This is a genomic window from Paenibacillus sp. N22P23 (assembly GCF_059383735.1).
Map to the genome: position 1 here is coordinate 627,906 of NZ_JBXENT010000003.1, position 20,869 is coordinate 648,774.

Annotated in this window: 15 protein-coding genes; 4 read left to right on the forward strand and 11 right to left on the reverse strand. The window is 49.6% G+C overall.

Annotation, left to right across the window (positions count from 1 at the left end; genetic code table 11):
* Positions 1–6: 6 nt before the first annotated feature.
* From AC506A_RS17960 to AC506A_RS18005, 10 genes are all read right to left on the reverse strand, one after another.
* Positions 7–2,424 carry a PA14 domain-containing protein gene (locus tag AC506A_RS17960; RefSeq protein WP_495462440.1) on the reverse strand — a complete coding sequence of 806 codons (2,418 nt, stop codon included), beginning with the start codon at positions 2,422–2,424 and terminating at the stop codon, positions 7–9.
* Between the two features lie 114 nt (positions 2,425–2,538).
* Positions 2,539–3,423, reverse strand: coding sequence for a carbohydrate ABC transporter permease (locus AC506A_RS17965; protein ID WP_495462379.1), 885 nt, complete (start codon positions 3,421–3,423; stop codon positions 2,539–2,541).
* A 15-nt stretch (positions 3,424–3,438) separates the two neighbouring features.
* Positions 3,439–4,338: an ABC transporter permease gene (locus AC506A_RS17970; RefSeq protein ID WP_495462380.1), complete on the reverse strand. Its 900-nt coding sequence runs from the start codon at positions 4,336–4,338 to the stop codon at positions 3,439–3,441.
* Positions 4,339–4,416: 78 nt separating this feature from the next.
* Positions 4,417–6,135, reverse strand: a complete 1,719-nt coding sequence (locus AC506A_RS17975) for an extracellular solute-binding protein (protein WP_495462381.1) — start codon at positions 6,133–6,135, stop codon at positions 4,417–4,419.
* Between the two features lie 221 nt (positions 6,136–6,356).
* Positions 6,357–7,994 carry a response regulator transcription factor gene (locus AC506A_RS17980; RefSeq protein ID WP_495462382.1) on the reverse strand — a complete coding sequence of 546 codons (1,638 nt, stop codon included), beginning with the start codon at positions 7,992–7,994 and terminating at the stop codon, positions 6,357–6,359.
* Positions 7,966–9,732 (reverse strand): sensor histidine kinase, encoded by a 1,767-nt coding sequence (locus tag AC506A_RS17985; protein WP_495462383.1) that lies wholly within the window; start codon positions 9,730–9,732, stop codon positions 7,966–7,968. The genes AC506A_RS17980 and AC506A_RS17985 overlap by 29 nt, the downstream gene beginning before the upstream one ends.
* Positions 9,733–9,881: 149 nt before the next feature.
* Positions 9,882–12,896, reverse strand: coding sequence for a hypothetical protein (locus AC506A_RS17990; protein WP_495462384.1), 3,015 nt, complete (start codon positions 12,894–12,896; stop codon positions 9,882–9,884).
* Between the two features lie 158 nt (positions 12,897–13,054).
* Positions 13,055–13,882 (reverse strand): amidohydrolase family protein, encoded by an 828-nt coding sequence (locus AC506A_RS17995; RefSeq protein ID WP_495462385.1) that lies wholly within the window; start codon positions 13,880–13,882, stop codon positions 13,055–13,057.
* Positions 13,879–15,966 (reverse strand): beta-galactosidase, encoded by a 2,088-nt coding sequence (locus AC506A_RS18000; protein ID WP_495462386.1) that lies wholly within the window; start codon positions 15,964–15,966, stop codon positions 13,879–13,881. Before AC506A_RS18000 ends, AC506A_RS17995 begins: the two co-directional genes overlap by 4 nt.
* Before the next feature lie 214 nt (positions 15,967–16,180).
* Positions 16,181–16,786 (reverse strand): TetR/AcrR family transcriptional regulator, encoded by a 606-nt coding sequence (locus AC506A_RS18005; protein WP_495462387.1) that lies wholly within the window; start codon positions 16,784–16,786, stop codon positions 16,181–16,183.
* Between the two features lie 173 nt (positions 16,787–16,959).
* On the opposite strand from AC506A_RS18005, the gene AC506A_RS18010 reads away from it, so the two are divergent.
* The 3 genes from AC506A_RS18010 to AC506A_RS18020 all read left to right on the forward strand — a co-directional run bounded on the left by AC506A_RS18010 (position 16,960) and on the right by AC506A_RS18020 (position 18,033).
* The gene (locus AC506A_RS18010; RefSeq protein WP_495462388.1) at positions 16,960–17,610 is read left to right on the forward strand and encodes a sterol desaturase family protein; all 651 of its coding nucleotides are present in this window, start codon (positions 16,960–16,962) and stop codon (positions 17,608–17,610) included.
* Complete coding sequence (locus AC506A_RS18015) at positions 17,582–17,728, forward strand: hypothetical protein (RefSeq protein WP_495462389.1); 147 nt, start codon at positions 17,582–17,584, stop codon at positions 17,726–17,728. Before AC506A_RS18010 ends, AC506A_RS18015 begins: the two co-directional genes overlap by 29 nt.
* Positions 17,729–17,835: 107 nt before the next feature.
* Entirely contained in the window at positions 17,836–18,033 is a 198-nt protein-coding gene (locus tag AC506A_RS18020; protein ID WP_495462390.1) for a hypothetical protein, read from the forward strand.
* Positions 18,034–18,274: 241 nt separating this feature from the next.
* On the opposite strand, the gene AC506A_RS18025 is transcribed toward AC506A_RS18020, so the two are convergent.
* Complete coding sequence (locus AC506A_RS18025) at positions 18,275–19,297, reverse strand: LacI family DNA-binding transcriptional regulator (RefSeq protein ID WP_495462391.1); 1,023 nt, start codon at positions 19,295–19,297, stop codon at positions 18,275–18,277.
* Between the two features lie 255 nt (positions 19,298–19,552).
* Here AC506A_RS18025 and AC506A_RS18030 point away from each other — a divergent pair, with 255 nt between their 5' ends.
* Positions 19,553–20,866, forward strand: coding sequence for an ABC transporter substrate-binding protein (locus tag AC506A_RS18030; protein ID WP_495462392.1), 1,314 nt, complete (start codon positions 19,553–19,555; stop codon positions 20,864–20,866).
* The last annotated feature ends 3 nt before the right edge of the window (positions 20,867–20,869 follow it).

Below are 20,869 nucleotides of genomic sequence, written 5' to 3' on the forward strand. Positions count from 1 at the left end.
CTCCGTTTAGTTCGTTATAGTTGGCGCAAGAGGTTGGAGAGGAACGCCGCCGCCGCCGATAGAGGTCGCGGAATTATTCGTGACTTCCCGCAATTGAGCGAACAATTTCACCATATCCCGGTTCCACGCCGTATCGGAGTAGCCGCCGTCCTCCCAAGTACTCATCTCCACGCCCGAATCTCGCATTTCTTTGGCTACCCCATATTCGATGCTCCATAGATTCTGACCCCAGCCGTCGTTATGACCTGCCGTATCCGAAATGTAGGCGCCGTAGTATCGCATCGTCCATGCCAGTTTCTTGGCCGGCGTCGTCTCCAATGAAGCCAATAGCGTATTCAATGCGGTGTCCGAAGGAATGGCCAGCAAGGAGCCCATTCCGAGAAACGGCGTATACCCGCTGGCGAAAATACCGTACGTATCATACGACCCCATATCCGCTGCGATCGCAGGCCAACGATATTTGTTTACGCCGCCCGTCTGTCCGCACCAGCGTGCGCAATCGATCGTGAGTTGAAGAGCGTGGCGGATATTGGCCGTTTCGGGAGAGGTCAACTCGCCCTTGCGAATATTGCCGCCGAATCCCGTGAGCCCCGATCCTCCATGCCCGAGATACCCGGTCGACTGCCCGCTGCCGTAAATGTCCAGCGTGGAGCGGATGCCTCCGCCTGCGACGTATATTGGGCCGCCGTTCGTAAAACGACCCATATAGTTGTACTCTTGGATCGTTCGGCCATCGCCCATGACCAGGCCGCCCATGTTATTAGGCGTACTGCCATCCCAATTGCCATCGTTCGGCTTAAATAGCGTCCCGTCGCTGATTGGCCAGTATAGGCTCGATGCCGTAGGGTTGATCGGCGGATCGACGATCGGCCAATCCGCGTTGTACACCTGACGCGATGGACCGGATGGATCGAACACCATTAAACCGTTGTCGTAACCGAATCCGTCAGGAGGCTGCACGCTTCCCGCCGGAACTGGAGGCCCGGAGAAAACGGCTCCCGAACCGATCGGCATGTTCCAAATGCTGCTGCTGCCGAAAGGCTGCACGTATTTATCCCGCCCATCCGCTGCCGTGTAGCTGAACTGAAAGGCATCGATGTCCGTGAAATATCCGCTGGAACTGGTGTTCTTATCGGTTCTAAGCTTGATTCTGATCGTATGCGTGCCGCTGGATAAGCCGGTTTTGGTATACAAAACTTGATGAATAAGCTTTGTCGAGTTGTAAGTGTCTAACGCAGAGGTATCCAGTACGCCGTCGATATAAACGTCGACTTTGCCGTGATCGTTATTTTTCGAACCAATCCATTTGATTCCCGTACCGTTAAACGTATATTGCGCTTCGTTGCCGGTCGTACTCGACCAAAGCGCCGTGTCGTTATAAAATCCGGCAGCCGTTCCGCTCGTCCACGTTCCCGTGTAACCGATATCCGTGCTCGTATTGTCGACTTTCGATTCCGCCGTGGTCGGCACCGGCGTATACGGCGACAAATAAGATCCGGCGATCACGGTCGTCGTCGCTATGCCCGGCCCCGTCCAGCCGACGGCAATATTGTCCGATCCTGTCCCTTCTTTGTGAAGCACTTCGATGTAATAGCTCTCGCCGGCCGTTAACGCAACGGAAGCCGATTGTTGCGCAGGGTATTTCGTCCATTCCAATGCGTTCGTATAATTCCCCGGAGCGACTTCCGCGATCTTCTTCTTGTTGGCCGCGATGTTATTTCCGCTCAACCATAGTTCGCTATTATCGTCCCCGGCGATATAGAACGTATAGTTGCCGGTTGCGGTCGGCTTTAGAAAGCCGCGAATACGGGTCCCGTAATTGTCCGCCCAATTCGACGGCGCCTGCAGGCTCGTCAAGCTGCTCGTTCCCGAAGGATTAGATGTGAATGGGATATCCGATATCGAAATGCCGGCTATGCCTGTCCAATACTCCCTTAAGATAGTACCCGACGAGTCTTCGACCTCAAAGGCGTCTACATCGGTGAAATAACCGCTGGAACTGGCGTTTTTATCGTTTCTGAGCACGATTTTGATCGTATGATAGCCGTTATTCAAACCTGTTTTCGTAAAAAGAACCTGTTGCTTCAGGCTGGAGGAAGCATACGTATCGACTGCGGCTGCACTTAAATTGCCATCTATGTATACGTCGGCTTTTCCGTGATCGCTATTTTTCGAACCGTACCATTTGACGCTCGTTCCCGTGAATCGATATTCGGCGGCACTGCCGGTCGTACTCGACCAACTGGCGGTATTGCTATAATATCCGGACACGGCCCCGCTGCTCCAAGTACCTGAGTAAATAACTTTGGCGTTCGCGTCATCGACTTTCACCAAAGCAGCCATCACCTTGTTGTTTGCGTCCATGCCGAAAAACAATCCAATCGTAATGGCGAATGTTAATGCGGTTAAAGCAACCTTCCTCATGTTCAACACGAAAATTCCCCCATTGCTTTTTAATGAGTTGCATCAGGCTTTTCATGTATTGCGGAAATCCGTTTATCGCGATTAACCCTCCACCACCCCCTTCACGGCGGTTATTTACTCCTTCACTCCTCCAAGCACAAGCCCTTTGACGAAAAACCGCTGAAGGAAAGGATACACGATCAAGATCGGCAGCGCTCCGAGAATGATTTGTGCCGCTTTGGCCGTCCGGTCGGATACTTCCATCAATTTGCTATACTCCGCCAAGGAAAGGCTCGTTAATTTAAGCTGGGATAGCACGGTTCGCAAGTAACTGGACAACGGATAATTTTCCGGCGAATTCATCAGAATCAAACCGTCGAACCAAGAGTTCCAGTGATTCACGACGGTGAATAACGCGATGGTCGCTAATGCGGGAAGCGAAAGCGGAACGTATATTTTCCATAATGCTTTCCAGTACCCCGCACCATCGATGAAAACGGACTCTTCCAGTTCCTTCGGGAGATCCCGGAAAAAATTCAAGAGCAGAATGACATTGAATACGGGTACGGCACCTGGTAAAATCAACGCCCAGATCGAGTCAATTAACCCTGTCGACTTCACGACCATGTACCAGGGGATCAAGCCGCCGGAGAAGAGAATCGTGAAGACGAAATACCAGGCATAAGTCGAGCGAAATCTAAACGCCTCTTTGCTTTTGGAAAGCGGATATGCAATCAACACCGTCAGAAGCAAATTGATGAACCCCCCGACGGCCACCCGTTCCAACGTAACGAGAAAGGCCTGACCGAACTCTTTTTTTCCCAAAATGAAGTCGTAGGACTGCAGCGTGAAATCCACGGGCCACATCACGACATTGCCGGCGGATGCAGCTGTGCTCGAACTAAAGGAGAGCGCGAGAACGTGAAAGAACGGAAATACGCACAGGATCGCGAGAACGGCCAGAAACGCATAGTTGAAGATGTTGAATCCGATTCTTCCGGGCGTCAGAAATACCCTCATGCCGCCACCGCCTTTCTAAAAAATCTTGTAATTGGCAAACCGGTAAGCCGCCCAATAGGAGATCGAAATCAATAGGAACGAAACGACGGATTTAAACAATCCGATTGCGGTCGCAATGCTGTACTGCGCTTGAACGAGGCCGATCCGATAAACGAGCGTATCGACGATATCCCCGCTTTCGTAAACAGGAGGGCTGTATAAGTTCAACACTTGATCGAATCCGGCATTGAGCACGTTGCCTAAGCTGAGCGTAACGAGCAGGATAATTACGGGTCTGATGCCCGGCAGCGTGATGTGCAGCGTCTGTCTCCAGCGCGAGGCTCCGTCGATTGTCGCTGCTTCGTAGAGAGACGGATTGATGCTCGTGAGTGCGGCCAAATAGATGATCGTGCCAAAACCAAACTCTTTCCAAATGTCCGATATCACGAGCACGAATGGAAACCACCTGTTATCTCCAAGAAAGAAAACGGGATCGATCCCTATCGCTTTAAGCATGCCGTTGATAATCCCTTCTGAGGGAGAAAGCATATCGAGCAGAATGCCGCCGAGAATAACCCAGGACAGAAAATGAGGAAGGTAGACAAGCGTTTGAACCGTTCGTTTGAAGGCGATCTTTCCGATTTCGTTCAGCAATAAAGCGATGAGAATCGGCACGGCCAACCCTGCGACGATTTTCATGATCGATATGTAGAAGGTATTCCATAACACTTGAGCGATGTCGGGATAATGCATCACGAACTTGAAGTTATAAAGACCACGCCATTCCGACCTGAAAAACCCGCGAGAAGGAGAAAACTTTTGAAATGCGATGACGATTCCGTACATCGGGATATATTGGTAAATAAAAACCAATAGCACCCCCGGCCAAATCATCACATGCAGCGGCAATTGGCGCAGGAACTTTCTCGATATCATGCAATCGGCTCCAATCTGGTTTGTGGAGAAGAAAGGGAAGGAGTTGCGTCCTTCCCTTCTCCCGCGAGGAACGAATGATTATTGCTGCGCTTTCGCGGCTTCGTTGATTTCGGTTTCGATTTGGCTTCCTCCGAGCTGTTTCCAGCTGTCCACGAACTTATCGAATTCGTCGACCGAGACGTTGCCCATAATGATTTTGATGATGGATTCGATCTCGAGTTTATCCAAGGCTCCTTGCATTTCGCCCATCGTCTGGGTCGGAGCGCCTGAGTAAGCTTCGTTCATGAAACCGTCTTTCAACACGTAGTCTCTTTGGATGACGCTGAACGAACCGATTTCATCGAATACTCTGGACATGCCCCAAGCGGATTTATCGCCGTTTTTGTAAGCCATGACTTTGTCGTAGGAGTTCTTTTGATCTTGGTTCAGGCTAGACGTGTCACCTGATTTGATCGCGTCCACGATTGAGAGATGAACGTCAAGATTTTTGCGAAGCGGCTCGATATTGGTGTACGAGTAAAAGTATTTCTCCAATCCGTCCCCTTGGGAATACTTCTGCCAATCAGCTGTTTTGCCGTAGAGGTTCTCGATGTGCGCATTCATGAACTTCACGATGACTTCCGGGTGCTCGAAGCCTTTTCTGGCGACGTAGTATTTGCTTGTCGAGGATCTGAGCGTTGCCTTAGCCGCAGTTCCGTCGGCGGATGGTACCGGGAACGGTTTCCAATCCATGTCCGCATTTTTCTCCATCGCGCCTTGCAATGGCCATAGCGGCGTCCACATGACGCCATAGAAGAGTCCGATTTTGCCCGATACGATGTCTTCGATGAATTTGTCGCTGTTTTTCACGCTGAATTCTTTATCGATTAAACCGCGCGAGTAGAAGTCTTGCAATTTCTCGAGGCCTGCCTTCATCTCTGGCTGAACGCTGCCGTAGACGATTTGTCCGTTTGCGTCTTTAATCCATGTTTTCGGATAAGCGTGGAATGAGTTCAGCAATCCGTCGATATCTCCGTTGCCGTTGCCGTACAGTCCGCCGAAAAGTCCGATGCCGTACGTATTTTTCTTGCCGTCTCCGTCCGGATCTTGATTCACGAACGCGTCGGCTATTTTCTCGATATCCGCGAACGATTTCGGCTCGCCCAGGTTCAGCTTGTTAAGCCAGTCCGTGCGGATCCACAGCGAAGGCGATCCATCGCCGGTAGAAGATGTAATGTGCGGCATGCCCATCAGCTTGCCGCCCAGCTTAGCGGCATTGATGCGAATGCCTCCGTCGGAAGAGTAAATCTCTTTCAGCGCGGGGGAAGCATATTTCTCGAAAGCTTCCGTCATATCCGCCAATTGACCGTCTTCGGATAGACGTTTGAATTGCTCCGGGCTGACTTCCATGATGTCCGGCAATTCGTTGGAAGCGATCGCGACGTTCATCTTCTCACCATACTGTTGATCCGAAGCCGTCCACTGATACTTGACCTTAATTCCGAGCTCGTTCTCATAGTACTTGGACCAATCGTTGTTCTCTAGGGATTCGCCTTCTTTGAACTTCATGTTCGCGCTTGTTTGTTTGACTGCTGTGACCTCGATCGGCGGATCGTACTTGCCGAACGGATCTGCTGCCGTTTCTTGCGAAGCACCTGACTCCGAAGACTTGTTTGCCGACTCGTTTGCCGACGACTCACTTGCAGCAGTGTTCTCTGGCGTGTTGACATTGTTCTCTTTGCCGCCGCATGCGGTCAAGACGAAAGATACAGACATGACCGCTAATAACGCGGATATTGCTTTCGGATAACGCTTCATTTTTTTGTCCCCCTCATCGTATGTGCAATTCCATTTCCTCTACAGTTGTAATTCTATAATAGCGTCTGCTATGCGCTCTACTTGCATCTCATGACATCCGTCTCTCATCTTTTTACGTGGATTTTATTGACATTCGACTCTCTTTTCTTTACCTATTGCCGCTTTCACAACGAAGACCTTCGCGTCGTACGCAAAGGTCTTCGTTATACACAAGGAGCGTATTATTGAAAGTTTTCCCGGTATTCCTGAGGGGTCATGTTCATGGCTTTCTTGAATACGCGGTAAAAGTGCCCATCGGACAAGAAGCCTACCGCCGCCGAAATATCGTTAATTCTCATAGGGCTATCCCTTAGCATCTGCTTCGCTTTAGAGAGTTTTGCTTCAGCGATAAAGTCGGACAAGTTCTCGCCCGTGACCTGCTTAAATAAACGGGAGAGGTAGGATTGATTGAGCTTTACGACTTCGCCGAGCGCAGGCAGCGATAAATCGCCGGAAATATGATCGGCGACGTACCGCTTGATTTTATTGATGATTTCATTGCCCTTCTTTTCGAAACCCGCATTTTTGCTCGCAAACACCCTTACGGCCAGATGATGAAAATAGTCGAGCGCCGAGTTCCATGAATCATGCGCCTGAATACGCGTAAGACGATCCAGGTCTATCGCGCTTTCCTGGCCTGTTTCTTTGGCTAATTCGTGCGCGAAAGGCAGGAACACCGCGACCAGCGAATAGAAAATTTCCGCTCTCCATTCTACGGCCAATCCGGCGGGGATTTCCGCGATGTTCGTTTTCATTTCCGCGAACACCCGCTCAAACTCTTCCGACTTTCCCTCTTCCAGCAAAGCTCTCAATTGGGAAGTGCGATTGGTTTTCGATTTTAAGAGATGTAGCTCGGAGGACGTCGTCTTTACCGCATGTTCTTCCGTTAACAGCAGCTCCTCGCCAAGACCGAGTCCGTGCGAGAGTTGAAGCCTCATCTCTTTGAGTTGCTCCTCTAATTCCCCCCAGACAACTTCCTTGTTGCTCGTCACAAACGATATTTTCATGCGGTAAAACCCGCGGCACGTCTCTTGGATTTGTTCGAGCATGCCTTGGATAAAGCGGGCGATTCGCGCGCGTGATTGCTCGTCGGCTTCTTCCTCATCTTTGGATTGAAGAATCCAAACCATCTTGTTTTCATCCAGGAAACAAGAAACGGACGACAACATGGACGAAAAGAACTCTTCGGAGATGTTTTGCAAGGCGAAGCGATACCGCGTCCGGTCGGAATAGCCTTGGCTAGTCCCCCAATCGTCCACTCTTGCAAGAACAAGGTGAAAAGGCCCCTCCGTTAGTGGAAACTTCAACTCCACTGCTTTCTCCTGGATGATTCTAGGATCCCTAATGCGACCGCCCACGACTTCCTCCAGAAAGGATTGGCGAAGCATCGGCAATGCCGTCTGGGCATGCTTCTTCGCCGCCGAAAGCTGGACTTCCATATCCCACTCTTTCTCAAGCAGCTTGACCGCCCTGTCCACCGCTTGGAGAATACGGGCGTCTCCTTCCGTTTTCAAGACGAAATCCAGGCTCTCGTTGCGCATCGCTTCTTGGAAATACTCGACCTCGTGATAGCCAGTCAAAAAAATGACTTTGCAAAGCGGCCATTGGCGCAAGATCGACTTTTGCAACTCCAATCCCGTCATGCCTGGCATTTGAATATCGGAAAGCACGATATCGATTTTGGTCCGGTTCAGCCAGCTCAATGCTTCGTCCGCCGACTCTGCGCCGTATAGTTCCAAGTGTTCCATCGAACCAAATAGATCGATAAGGCCGTCGACGACGAATGACTCGTTATCTACGATCAATAATCTGAACTTCATCGTTAGGCTCCTTTTCTTTGGCGGGAATTAGCAATGTGGCGAGCAGTCCGCCAAGCGGCGAACGAGAAAACCGAAGTCCGGACTCGGCGCCAAACTTTAATTGGAGACGCCGATGGACGTTCAAAAGCCCCGTCGTTTCGACGTCGTGGCCCGATAACTCCAAGGTTCGGTTCATGTCGGCAATGTCCTCGTCAGAAAGCCATTCTCCGTTATCTTCAACGCGAATGCTCAGGCTATCCGGCGATTCCGAGAATTGCACGCTTAGCAATCCATCCCTTTTTTTGCGTTCGAGGGCATATTTAAAACTGTTCTCGATCAACGGCTGTAAGATCAGCCGCGGTACCTTCCAGCGTTCCGAGCCCGGAGGCAGCGTATCGAACTCGGAGGAAACAGACTTTCCGAAACGGGTCATCTGAATTTCCAAATAAGCTTTCGCGTGGCTTGCTTCCATCTCCAAGTCCACTTCGTCTTCCGCCGTTCTCGTCATAAATTGAAAATATTGCGTCAAATGCTCCGTAAACCGGATTACATGGTCGATGTTGTGCAGTTTGGCCATGCGGTAGAGTACGAAAAAGCTGTTATATAGAAAGTGAGGATTGATTTGCGATTGCAATTGTTTCAGCTCCGATCGCTGGGAGCGTATTTTTTGTTCGTACACTTCATGGATCAGCGTTTGCAGCTTGACCGTCATATCGTTGAACCGATCGATCAGAAAGCCGAATTCGTCCCGATGCCGATAGGTCAGACTAACATTCAAATCCCCGCTTTCCAGCTTTCGGAACGCCCTGGACAAATGGTTCAACGGAATTTGAATCAGACGGTAAATCCGATAGCTGAAGAACAGGATAAGAAGAAAAGACATCATGGCTAGAGCTAACAGCATGATCTTGTACATGTTTAACGCTTTGAAAAATTGATCTTGAGGGACATAGGAAATCAAATAAACGCCGAGGAGCGGGGAGTAGTCTTGCGTGATCAGATAGGTACGGTCGCCGATTCTCAAGCTTGTTTGGCTGGCATCTGCCGTCTTCGAGAAATGCCCGTCCAAAAATGCAGCGATTTCAGGGCGATTGCCATCGCCAATGAGTAACCCGTTCGCTGGATTATATAAGGCCGCGCCGCTATTCTCGAAATTGCCGATCTGACTTAGAGCGTCGGTAAATTTCGCTTGATTTAAGGAGATGCTCAATAGAAAAACGGGGTCGCCTTTTTTCGAATTCGACGAGGGTTGTACCAAATAAACTTGTCCGTTCCATGAAATTATAGGCGATCCTTGTTGATCAAATGGATTACGGAGCGCAGCGGTCTCGTCCTTTGGAGCATTCCCTTCACTGAACCCGTCCGGATAGATGGCTCGCCCAATGAGCGGAATTTCTGCTTTCACTTCATTAACATAGACGCTGGCCGTCTTCAGCATGGAAAGCTTCTTTTGCAGCCTCAAAATAGAAACGCGCTTGTCGTAATTGTTCATATATGTCGCAATCGTGCTGAGATCCATGAGATCGTCGTCCCGCACGAATTCTTTTTTCAATTGTTGCAGTCGTTCCATCTCGATTTCAAATGAATTCAAATAAAAGTGGACGTTTGAACGCATGGATATCGAAATCTCTTTCTTTAAATTCTCCGAAGCCAGCTCCACGATATAAAGACACAAGGAGACGATCGGTACGATGACGAGCAGAAAGGTAATCAGTAATCTACGATAAATCGAAATCCGGTTGCGTTTACCCCATTTCATCGCTGGTGCTCCCCCTCAAGTTGTCTTCTAACTATAAACACGCGGCGGCATTTCGGACAAGCGTTTTCTTAGTGAAGCCAAACGGACTGCCGCGCCACGCGCGAGCAGTCCATTCGATTTCATGCTTTCCCCGCTACACGATGCTAAACTCAGTTGCGAAACTGCGGCGCTACCGGCTGCAACGGTTTTCCTCCGCCTCCTACTGATTCAGGCGAATTGTTCGTAACCTCTCTCAATGCCGTGAATATCTTCACCATATCCCTGTTCCAAGCCGTATCCGCCCATCCATCCGGAGACCATGTGCTCATCTCGATGTCGGCGACTTCTTTCATCTCGCTGCGAACGCCGTATTCCACGTTGAGAAGATTTTGCCCCCAGCCGCTATTGTGGCCGCCGGCATCCACGATATACGCGCCGTAATACCTCAGCGTCCAAGCGATTTTCTTAGCTGGCATCGTCTCCAGACTGTCGAGCAAAGCCGAGAGTGCTTCGTCCGACGATATGGCTAACAAGGAGCCCATCTTCAGAAATGGCTCATAGCCTTCAGCGTTGATTCCATAAGCATCAAAGCTCAAGTTTGTGTCAGCTGCAATGGCAGGCCATCGGTACAAATTGCGCACGACGTTGCCATCCTCGTCTTTCTCACCTGCAGCCCAACGGGATGTATCGATCGTTAGTTGCAAGACGTGGCGAATGCGCTTGGCTTCTTCCGAGGTCAGCTCACCAAGGCGCAGCATGCCGCCAAAGCTGGATAAACCCGATCCGCCGTGACCGCCGAAGAAGTCGCTGGATGGCTGCCCGCTTCCTTTGATGTCCTGCTTGGAGCGTATGCCGTCTCCTGCGATGTAGATGTTCCCTCCAGGCGTGAACCTTCCGAAGTAATTATATTCTTGAATGGTGTTGCCGTCCTCGAGGACGATGGCGCCCATATTGTTGGGCATATCCCCGCTCCAATCCCCGTCTCCTGGCTTCGCGATATAATCGTCGCTGATCGGCCATCTTTCGCCCGTGTCGTAAGCATTAACAGGTGGGTTAACGATCGGCCAATCGGCCGCGAATACTTTGCGCAAAGGAGCGCCAGGGTTAATGACGATTGGAGCCGTGTCCACGTCAAAACCATTCGGTGGTTGGATTTTGTCCGCGGGAACCGGTGGACCCGAGAAAATCGCATCCGATCCTATCGGCATATTCCATATGCTGTCCGAAGCGAACGGCCATACATATTTGTTTCTGGATGAAGGAAATACATCCTGTACAGGTTCGACGCTCACGTTGTCGAAATTCGTTCCCGTGGATTGCACGCCAACCCCAATTTTACCGAACGACAACGAAGTATCCTGCCTTCTCTCTATTAACGTCTTCGTAACGGAATCTTTCGCAGCTTTAACAGTCATGTATCCCCCGACCTCATAGTTAATTTCAATGGTCGTATATCCGCTTCCGATATTCAGATCGCTAGCCACCGTCTCCAGCGCGGACTCCGTACCGCCGACTCGTTTTTTCAAGGAGACGGTAGGAGAATCCCCGGCACCGATCTCGGCAAAGTAATAATTATCGCTGTCGGTGTAGCCGAAGATCACCTTCGTCTTATTGCCGTCGCCGCCGCCCCATGTATTCACGTCGACTTTGTAGACGAAACTGCTATTCCAGATAACGGGTTCGTAGACGTTCTCCGTATGTCCGCCCCAATTTTCGAGAGACATTTTATTGCTTCCAACTGACCAATTGTCCAGAAGATCTATCCATCCCTGCGCTTCGTCGTCGCTAAGGTCTTCCGTATAGGTTGGTAATGGTGCAGTCTCGGGTTCCGTTTCGGGATCGGTCCCTCCCCCCGGTTGTTCCGGATTTGGGTCCGGTTCCAACGGATCCGGGGGCAGCGGTTCCGGTACCGAGTTGACGACGCGTACGTTGTCAAAATCGCTTGCGCTGGAAGTTACCGTTACACCGATCTTCCCCGTTGCGAATGTCTCATCTTTAATCCGGTTAAAGAGGACGACGGTCGACTCTCCTTGTATCGCAAGGACAGTAATGAAGCCTGCGCTTTCGTACCGAATTTCGATGGTCGTGTAGGCATCTCCGTTAATAGATGGTTGTACCGGTTTGGCTGCCAGCGTGCTGCTCGTACCGTCTGCCATTTTCCTTAAGTAGCTTCTCGGACTGGATCCTCCTCCCAGATCAACGTAGTAGTAGTTCTGGTCGTCGGTATAGTTAAAGACAAGCTTCGTACGATTTCCGTTGTCGCCCGCTACAGTGCGGACGTCCGCTTTGTACGTATAATCTCCTGTCCACACAATTCCGTCATAGACAGCGATCGGATTGATATCCCATCTGTCTGAATGAAGCGCGCCGTCGCTTACGGAAGTTCCTTCCGGAAGCACCCATTCTTGTGCCAGGTTATCTTCGAAATCCTCGGAATACGTCCGAATCGGTAGTTGCGGTTGCGTTGGTGGCGAGGTGGTGACCGGGGGTACCGGTGCAGGTGTTGGAGTCGGTTCGATCAAACCGAGTGCCGTTGCCAGCTTGGCATCCACGATCCCATTCTCGATTAATACGTCGATTAATGTGACTTTTTTACTTGCTGAAGATGTCTTTACCTCTGCACGCAATATTCGCGCGATCCCATCGGCAAATATAGCGTTATTCAGGCTGAGAGGCTCGCCACCTGCAGCGATCTGCTTGCCGGTCGCGAACTCCGTTACCTTGTCCCATGTGAAATCCCGATTATACTCATAACCAAGGGCAACGAGGATCACCTTTAAAAACTCCTTGGCGTTTACTGTTTTTTCCGGGTGGAAATAACCGGAGGAATCACCGATCCACCCTAATTCCGGATGCGCTTTCAAGAATCCGGTTACCTTGCCGGCGAGACTGGACAGGCTTGTGTCCTTGAATGCAGCCTCCCCATTGTAGCTCAACGCTTCATCCCAACGTCCATTCAGTCGCAAGCAAACGATCGCCAACTGCAGACGGGTGGTCGGCATGTTCAGATATTGCTCCGTAATGCCTTGACCGTTGCCGACGATGAGACCCAAACCTTCTACGATTTCAAGGCTTGTTTCTTTGTCGGAGCGCGCCGCGTTGACTCCGGGCGGGGCGATCGGTAGGATTGCGGAGAATAATAAGGATAACGCAATAAGAATAGCTAATCTTTTTTCTCTCTTCACGTTGGAAATGACCTCCTTTAAGGTTTCGAATTCGCTTTCGTTCGTAATTGTATAACGGTGATTAGGCGTCGCTCTACTTGCATCTCATGACATCGGTGTCTGATGTTTTTACGTCCACACACACAAGAAGCCTCCGCACCATAGCGGAGGCTTCACGTTTAAAGCTGATAGATTCTAGCCGCATTTTCTCCAAAGAGCGCAGACTTTTCCTCAGCAGATAATTCCTCAGGCAAGGACTGCAATAAGAGCTGATAGACGTTACCATATCCGCAAGTCGTCAAGCAGACCGGCCAATCGCTGCCGAATAAGACACGATCGGATCCGAACGTTCGAATAACATGATGCACATAAGGCTTTAAATCTTCTGCGGACAGCGCTAATTGGTTGGCTTCCGTGACTAGTCCGGATAGCTTGCAAGAAACGCCCGGATAGGCAGCCAACTCGATCATATCAGTCCTCCACGGTTCTATGATGTTCTCCGCGATAAACGGTTTAGCCGCATGGTCAATGACCGCCCGTAAACTGGGATAGAGACGTAACATCTCCAGCACGTAAGGAAGGTGGCGCGGCCTAAGCTGCAGATCTATGGGGAAACCGTCTCTAACGATCAACTCCAAATTTTGTAATACCTGTGGCCTAAGAATCCAAGGATCCGGCAAATCTTGAAGCATGGGACGAAAGCCAACGAAGCCTTTTCTTTCGCGCAACCTTGCGTACGTCTTCGGAAATTCGGCGGAGTCCAAATCTAACCATCCGACCACTCCCGCGATACTGTCGTATTGATCGAATAGCGAGAGTAGAAACATGGTTTCCTCGATCGTAGGTGCCGCTTGAACCGCAATCGTTCGCTCGAAGCCGTATTTTAAGCGCGACTCATCAAGATGCTCCGGCAAGTAATCCGCATATAGAATTCCCGTATCCGGGGTCAGCCAGCCATAGTCTTCACGATCAATCTTCCAGTAATGCTGATGCGAATCTATTCTCATGCTCGGGCCTTTAGCGAGGTCTTTTGATAATGAAGCACCTTAACCTCGTCTTCATTCATCAAAAATTCGAATCGTTCACCTATTGAAGAGATTTCATATGTGTGTCCACTCGAGAGATCATAGACTTCTCCCGCCTCGGGAAAACGTATATGCGCGATGGCATTTTTGCCTTCGTTAATGACCGTAAGTACTTCTCCTTCGGGGTGATCGAGTTTTTTCAAGCGAATTCGGCTGTCCGTTTCCTTCTCTAGCTCGGTGCCTTGCTTCACCCGTCCGCCCAGCAACCGCCGCGCGAAAGCGCGTAGTTCCGTTCCAGGGTTCGAGAAATAGGACTGGAACAAACAAGTCCCTACCCGAATCAGCGTGCCTTCCCCGAGACGGCGTTCCGTCATGGCAGTTCGGCCGTCTTCGAAACGTCCGATCACCACCGCATTCTCATCGCAACGCAGTGGCAATCTGTAAAACCATCCCGGCAACGGCTCGTCATTGTCGGAAACGGTAATACGAATCCCCTTGCGCTCGGATACGACATCCTGCACGCGTGCTCCGAACAGGTAACCGGCTTGCTGCATGGCAGCTTGATCGAGTTTGCCGTTGGCATCCTTCATCCCCGTCAACCCGTCCGCGACGACGAGCCCTCCCCTTCGCGCAAATCGTTCTATCGCTTCCCATTCCGGCAAGCCGAGCACAATTGCGTTCGGTATTATTAAGACGCGGATCGCATCCGGCACGCCTTCTTTCGCCAACCGCTTATCGTTGATGAACTCGGCGTCGATAGACAAATCGGACAACATTAAGTAAGCTCCCGCTACCGCATCCATATACATATTCCGGTTGCGGGGGTTTAATGGTTCATCCCCTTGCCCTTCCACGCGTCCGAGCAATGACGACGTTTCGGAGCAGAGAATCATGACCTGACCTTGAGAAGGTTTGCACGCAGCAAATAAGATTTCGTGGCGCTCCAATAGATCGGCAGCCTCTCGAACCGCCTCTAGACGAGGAGACGTATTCCCAAGCTGGTCGAGAAGTGACCATTCGCCTGCCTCGTAACCGCTATTACGGGAATTAAAGCACCAGAATACGACCGCTTTCGCCCCGCTTCCGACACCCTCCCAGATCCATTTGCGAATATCCGCTTTCGAAGGTGAGTACGCCTCATTCGCGGAAAACAAGGTCATCCCTCCTTGCAATTCCGTCACCCAAAACTTGCGGCCAGGCGCCCGGGTCGCACTCTTCATTAAGTCTGAGAACATCGCGACGGACTGGCTCCATCGGTCAGAAGGAAACCGGGTAGAATGCCAGGTCGGATGCGCCGAGCATCCCATGAAATCCACGATTTCGCTTTCTTCCCATATGGATTGTCCGATTGGCTGCAATTCCGTCTGAATGTTATGCGGATTAACGTGTACGGGATGAACGGGATCAATTCCGCGAATTTCGTCCCTAATGATCCGTAACTGTTCGTTCAGATTATGTACCGTAAAGCGATACCACTCCAATTGCTCGATGAACGATTTGAACGGTTGATCGTACGCAACCATTCGCTTCTCTTCCGCCTGCCTCAATTGCTCGAAGCTCGAATATTGCTCATAGGAAACGGCGTTATACGCCTCGATCGTTCCGTAACTTTCTTCTAGGTAGCGAGCGAAAGCCTGGATAGCGAACGGAGTCCTAGCTATCGCGCGGCATGCCTCGTTCCACAAGATCCAAGAATCCATCGCGGGGTGATCATGGTATCGGCTTACGACTATTCGAATATACGATTTCGATATCTCCAGATATTCCGGATCGTCTAAGTCCGCTACCGCTTGCGGACCATCAGTCAATCCCATCCAACCCGGAGGACTTACGGACATCAGCGTCGGAACGACAGTCATGCCGTTACGAGCAGCTTCGTCGAAGCAGGCATCGTAATTATCGAACTGCCATAAGCCTTGCTTCGGCTCGAGCTGTTCCCAAATCATGAACAGTCTTATCACGTTTAAGCCATACGACTTCATTTTAACGACCAGATCCCTGACTTGCTCCGGCGTATCATCCTTATTAATAAATAACTGGCTTCCTAATCTAATCGATTCTGGCATGTTCAACCTCCGTCGTGGTAGCCTATCTTATTCATATTTTAAGATGTCGCCCTATCACTCTCTACTCGCATCTCATGACATATGTAGTCCATATTGTCTCTATTTTTTACTTTGTGTCCCTCCGTGCTCCTATACTCTGTTATAAAATATAAAGCAAATTTTCTAGCAAGGCTGAACAATTGGCACCGGATCTTGTAGCGATAATGCCCGCAGCCTATTCCTCTCCCTTCAATCCGAACGTCTGCAGCGGACCAAAGGAGGTCATACGCGTTATTAACAAAGCCATCTCTTGAGGAGAAATCTGCATGCCGTGTTCTAACCAGTGCTGAATGACGCCTAAGTTTGCGGATGCCAAATAAGCAATAATGTACTCGCGCGGCATCGCTATTTGCTCGGACTGTATCAAGGTCAACTTATTAAAGATAAGCTTTTCAATGATTCGTCTTATTTGAATAGGATAAGCCGGATCGCCTTTGGGTCCTAAGAGAACTTTGAAAAATACCGCATGCAGCGTGAAAAAATCGAACAATTTCAGGAATACCGGATAAGGCTCGTTACGTGCGGCATGCTTCATGAGTTGAATAGGATCGACAGCATTAATGATTTCCAGAATCTCATTGAGCATGTCCTCTTTGCTCAGTTCCAGTAAATCGTATTTATCGCGGTAATGTAAATAAAAGGTACTCCGATTCAAGCCTGCCTGCTGCATCAAATCCCGGATGGTTATAGCTTCTAAGCCTTTTTCCTCCAATAAATCGATTAAGGCATTTCTTAGCATTAGCTTCGTTCTAATAATTCTAGGATCTGTCTTCTCCTGCATGTTCTTCCACCTCTCCGTCAATCTATTTATAAACTAATAAACATCCCGTATGGATGTGTCGAGTAGTCGACTTTTAGAGGCATCTTGATTATTGAATTTATCCTCGATCTCATTATAATAAACTGTGTGACGACTAATCAACATGAAGTCGATTAAATAGGAGGAGATCGTATATGAGATCTGAGATGACACGAATGCAATACATCAAAGAATTTGCAGGCCAACGTCCTATTCTGTTTCTATTCTCTGTTGTTTTCATTAGCTGTTGCGGGGTCATAGCGACATTCGGCAGTCTTTGGACGATTGCGGCACTTTGCATGGGCTCTATCGTTTTTATCTTAATCGAGTATACGGCTCACCGATTCGTTCTTCATGAATTCCCACGATTTGCTCCCAAATCTTATATGGGGCATGTGGCTCATCATGCATCACCTAGCGATGCAAAGCATTTGTTCGGTCCGGTCTCTGTCGATGTGTACGGCTATTTGATCATTTTCGGAGCGGCATTTGTGGTAACGGGATTTAACTGGCATCTGTCTCTGGCCGTCGTGTTAGGAACATCCGGTTTTCAGATCTATTATCAATGGCAGCATTATATCGCTCATCGCCCTATAGTCCCACTGACCCCTTGGGGGAAATGGATGAAAAAAAGACATCTGCTGCATCATCATATGGATGAGAATGCCATGTACGGCGTAACGAACCCTATGATCGATATGGTCATGAAAACAAACCGGCTAAAGCGTCAAAATCGCGGCCATCAACTTCCGAAAACGAAAAAGGGAGATGCTGTACATGAGCGAAATGACAAGAAAATGGCTTAGTTGGATCGGCATTGCGGCAGCTATTATCGGTTGTTTCTTTGCAACTGCCTGGATGGGCAGCATTGCCGTTATCCTAGGACTCATTTGCATGGCTACCGGTCAAACGCCTGTACGTTGAAATAAATGCAATTACAGTCGGGTTGCCATGATGCGACATACCTACCTTACTTGTGCCCGAAGCAAACAACTTAATCATACAAATCTAAATTAATGGAGATGTTGCAGATGAATGAAACGGCAGCAAAATGGCTTGGCTGGATCGGTATTGTGTTAGCTGTAATCGGATTTTTCTATGCGCCTATCTGGATGGGCGGGATTGCCGTTATCCTAGGACTCACATGCTTTGCTAATCCTAAAAAGGGAATCGCTTGGTGGACGACCAATCTAGGTGTAATTGCATTAATCATTCCGTTATTTAAATAAACCTAGTAACCGTAGAAAAGCATTTAAAATTAGGTAGGTATGTGACATCATGGCGACCCTTGAACCCTTGCGTAGCAAGGGTTCTTTGATTTTTGATTATCGACAATAAAAAAGCCCGCGATTAACACGGACTCCACCACATTTTGATGCACAAACAGACTATAAGCTCCCGTTTATAACCGGAATATGAAAGACCCGATCATGAGAACATGATCGGGTCTTTCTTGGCGTCCCATTTGTGTTATTTCGCACTACGAGGACCAGCGGTCGACTTCCGGACAATCAATTGCGTCGGCAGCAGCAGCTCCGTATAGGGGTCGTCCGGAAACTCAATGCGCTCGATCAGTCGCTCCACAGCTTTGACTGCGTAAAGCTTCAGGTCAACCTCTACCGTCGTTGATGGCGGCGTGGAGATACGAGAAAGATATCCGTTATCGAAACTTACGATAGATACATCTTCCGGCACAGACAATCCTTGTTGCTGAACCGCGGCGTTTAGGAAGAAACCGAGACCATCGTTCACGCAGAACCAGGCGGTCGGCAGCTCGTTCAGCCCGTTTATATAGGAACAAATGAACGTACCGTCTTCAATCGCCGAGGTATGAACCCATTCCTCCCGTATAGGAAGGCCGAATTCATACATTGCCATTCTATAGCCGTCTAATCGCTCGTAGTAGCTTGGCGAGAAAGCAATATCGCCTACAAAACCGATGTTGGAGTGCCCTAACGCAATCAAATGACTGACCGCTTCATAGGCACCGAAACGATTGTTAGTCAGAATACAGTCTGCTTTGATTTGTGGGTGGTGATGGTCGATCAGAACGGCAGGTATGCCTGTATCCAGAAGGGCATTAATATAATCAGTTGTAATATGGGACAAGATAATCATGCCGTCTACCGCACGGTTCTGCACGATTGGCGGCATAAGAAGTTCCTTGACCGAATCAGGGCCGATCGATTGAATAAGCAACTCATAGCCCTGCTGCTTCGCTTCTTTCTCAACGCTCAAATAGATTTGGCCAAAAAAGCTGTGCATGCTAAAGGCGAAATCCGAGGCAATCAGCGCGAGCTTGCCGCTTAACGGGAGACTACTCTCCTCCTTCTTACCCTTGCTATATACATAACCCAACCGCTGGGCCGTCTCAATAATCAGCTTGCGCGTATCTTCGCTGACGCCATCTTTTCCAGTCAGCGCTTGCGAGACGGAGTTTTTGGACAATTTAAGCTCGTCGGCAATATTCTGCATCGTTACTTTCGGTTTCATCACCAAAACATCCTTTCGACGCAGCATAGCAAATCCGCGCAGCACTTTCTTCTATTGTAACGTTACAAAATAACATTGTAAATATCCTGTCCTTTGTATAGTCACTTGGAAATCGAATTAATCACTTGACTTTGCGTTACAAATATTCAATAATTGATGACACAAGCGCTTACAAAAATATTGTAACGTTACTTTAGTCATGACAAACCTCATTACTTATTTTTGTTTGACACATCAAAGGAGGAATTTCACGTAATGAAAAAGCTAGCTTCCACCCTTCTCATCACCGCAATAGCCGGTTCGATGCTCGCAGGCTGCGGCCAAAGCAGCGATAACCAAAATGTTTCGGAAGATGGCGTAACAACAATCGAGTTCTGGGCTGCTCCTAACCCGACCCAGCAGGCTTACTGGATTGATTTAGCAAAGGCTTACGAGAAAGTCAACGACAAAGTTAAAATCAACGTCAGTGCTATAAAGGAATCGCCTACCTCGGAAGCAAGCATCCAATCCGCGATTGCCGGCAAGAGCGCTCCTACGATATCGGAGAACATCAACCGCGGATTCGCAGCCCAGTTGGCCAACAGCAAGGCGCTTGTCCCACTTGAAACGCTGCCAGAATTCGAGGGTCTTATAAAAGCTCGGAACATGACAAACACAATCGAGCCTTGGAAGTTTTCCGATGGCCATCAATATGTGCTGCCAATCTACTCCAATCCCATGCTGTTCGGCTGGCGCATCGATATTCTAAAGGAAGCCGGCGTTAACGAAATCCCGAAAACATACAGTGAAATGCTGGACGCGACCAAGAAGCTGAAAGCCAAATACCCGGATAAATACGTATGGGCCAAACCGGATTTGGCTGATCCGACTGCTTGGAAACGCTGGTTCGACTTCTTCATGCTGTACAATGCGGCCTCTGGCGGCAACCACTTCGTCGAAGGCAGCAAATTTGTCGGTGACGACAAAGCGGGCACGGAAGTCTTGACGTTCGTGGACAACCTGCGCAAGGAAAAGGGCATTCTGTCGCAAACCGTCACCGATCCTTTCGAAACCGGCGTTGGCGTCTTTACCGATATCGGTCCTTGGACATTCAGCATGTGGGAAGAAAAGTTCCCTGAGCTTAAATTGGGCGAAACGTTCGCGCTGAGCATGCCTTTAGTGCCGGATGGTGCAGACCCGGCTGCAAGCAAGACATTCGCCGATACGAAGGGTCTTGTCATCTTCGCGCAAGCTTCGGAAGCGGAGCAGAAAGCGGCGGTTGACTTCATCAAATGGGTCTACTCCGATGCGAAGAACGACGTGAAATGGCTCGAGCAAACGAAGCTGCCGCCGGCACGCGACGACCTGACGAGCAATGAATCGTTTAAAGCCGTACTCGATGCGAATCCTGCATTGAAGCCTTACGCGGAAAATGTGCCGAATGCCGTGCCGCCGATGGACAATGCAAAATATAACGACCTACAGACGCTAATCGGTCAAGAAGCCTTCAACAAGGTGGTACGCGGCGAAATCGCGCCAGCCGAAGGCTGGGCTAATATGAAGAAAGCCATTGAAGCCGCTCTTCAATAGAGG

Coding starts and splice junctions, on each gene's coding strand:
- AC506A_RS18015 (WP_495462389.1), top strand. CDS start 17,582: ATGAGCGAAATGACAAGAAAATGGCTTAGTTGGATCGGCATTGCGGCA.
- AC506A_RS17985 (WP_495462383.1), bottom strand. CDS start 9,732: ATGAAATGGGGTAAACGCAACCGGATTTCGATTTATCGTAGATTACTG.
- AC506A_RS17995 (WP_495462385.1), bottom strand. CDS start 13,882: ATGAGAATAGATTCGCATCAGCATTACTGGAAGATTGATCGTGAAGAC.
- AC506A_RS18000 (WP_495462386.1), bottom strand. CDS start 15,966: ATGCCAGAATCGATTAGATTAGGAAGCCAGTTATTTATTAATAAGGAT.
- AC506A_RS17960 (WP_495462440.1), bottom strand. CDS start 2,424: ATGAGGAAGGTTGCTTTAACCGCATTAACATTCGCCATTACGATTGGA.
- AC506A_RS18030 (WP_495462392.1), top strand. CDS start 19,553: ATGAAAAAGCTAGCTTCCACCCTTCTCATCACCGCAATAGCCGGTTCG.
- AC506A_RS17975 (WP_495462381.1), bottom strand. CDS start 6,135: ATGAAGCGTTATCCGAAAGCAATATCCGCGTTATTAGCGGTCATGTCT.
- AC506A_RS17980 (WP_495462382.1), bottom strand. CDS start 7,994: ATGAAGTTCAGATTATTGATCGTAGATAACGAGTCATTCGTCGTCGAC.
- AC506A_RS17970 (WP_495462380.1), bottom strand. CDS start 4,338: ATGATATCGAGAAAGTTCCTGCGCCAATTGCCGCTGCATGTGATGATT.
- AC506A_RS18025 (WP_495462391.1), bottom strand. CDS start 19,297: ATGAAACCGAAAGTAACGATGCAGAATATTGCCGACGAGCTTAAATTG.
- AC506A_RS17965 (WP_495462379.1), bottom strand. CDS start 3,423: ATGAGGGTATTTCTGACGCCCGGAAGAATCGGATTCAACATCTTCAAC.
- AC506A_RS18005 (WP_495462387.1), bottom strand. CDS start 16,786: ATGCAGGAGAAGACAGATCCTAGAATTATTAGAACGAAGCTAATGCTA.
- AC506A_RS18010 (WP_495462388.1), top strand. CDS start 16,960: ATGAGATCTGAGATGACACGAATGCAATACATCAAAGAATTTGCAGGC.
- AC506A_RS18020 (WP_495462390.1), top strand. CDS start 17,836: ATGAATGAAACGGCAGCAAAATGGCTTGGCTGGATCGGTATTGTGTTA.